Below are 1014 nucleotides of genomic sequence, written 5' to 3'. Positions count from 1 at the left end.
ACCTTGAATTTCTGAGTTCCGCATCCATATTCGTTCGAGACAAAAAAATTCATCGAGTAGGAGCTCAACGATGACCACTATCTTATCTGTCCGCAGAGAAGGCGAAGTTGCACTAGGCGGCGATGGCCAAGTCTCTCTTGGCAACACCATCATGAAAGGCAATGCGAAGAAAGTGCGCCGTCTCTACAATGGACAAGTCATCGCGGGCTTTGCTGGAGGCACTGCAGATGCTTTCACGCTATTTGAACGCTTTGAAGCTCAGCTAGAAAAACATCAAGGGCACCTCGTTCGAGCGGCCGTAGAATTAGCAAAAGATTGGCGAACCGACAGAGCTCTTCGAAAACTCGAAGCATTACTTGCTGTTGCCGACAAAGACTCCTCACTCATTATTACGGGCAACGGCGATGTCATTGAACCTGAAGACAGTCTAATCGCCATTGGCTCAGGCGGTCCTTTCGCGCAAGCAAGTGCGCGCGCCCTACTTGATAACACCGAGCTCGGTGCACACGATATTGTTGAGAAAGGCTTAGACATTGCAGCAAGCATTTGCGTATTTACCAACGACAACCGCACTATCGAAGAACTGAAGTAAAAGGCTAGCACTATGGCGAACATGACCCCGCGCGAGATCGTACATGAACTCAACCAACACATTATTGGCCAAGACGACGCAAAACGTGCCGTTGCTATCGCTCTTCGTAATCGCTGGCGCCGAATGCAACTAAACGAGGATCTACGTGACGAAGTTTCGCCAAAGAATATCCTAATGATTGGCCCGACAGGCGTTGGTAAAACAGAAATCGCTCGACGACTCGCTAAACTCGCAGACGCACCTTTTGTTAAGATTGAAGCGACCAAATTTACTGAAGTGGGCTATGTAGGCAGAGATGTTGATTCAATCATCCGCGACCTTGCCGAAAACGCGCTTAAACTTTTCCGTGAAAAAGAAATTAAACGCGTTGAAATGCGTGCAGCTGATCTAGCAGAAGATCGAATTTTGGACGCACTACTTCG

At 48.3% G+C, this 1014-nt stretch carries 2 protein-coding genes; both read left to right on the top strand.

Translation table 11 applies throughout. The annotated features are described in order from the left end of the window. Positions 1 to 70: 70 nt before the first annotated feature. Positions 71 to 592: an ATP-dependent protease subunit HslV gene (gene hslV / locus A3762_RS14070; RefSeq protein ID WP_068754990.1), complete on the top strand. Its 522-nt coding sequence runs from the start codon at positions 71 to 73 to the stop codon at positions 590 to 592. Positions 593 to 604: 12 nt separating this feature from the next. After that, the coding region (locus A3762_RS14065) for an AAA family ATPase (protein WP_156493464.1) at positions 605 to 1014 on the top strand (410 nt) is incomplete at its 3' end.

This window comes from Oleiphilus sp. HI0125 (assembly GCF_001635355.1).
This window is presented reverse-complemented; position numbering and strand designations above follow the sequence as displayed.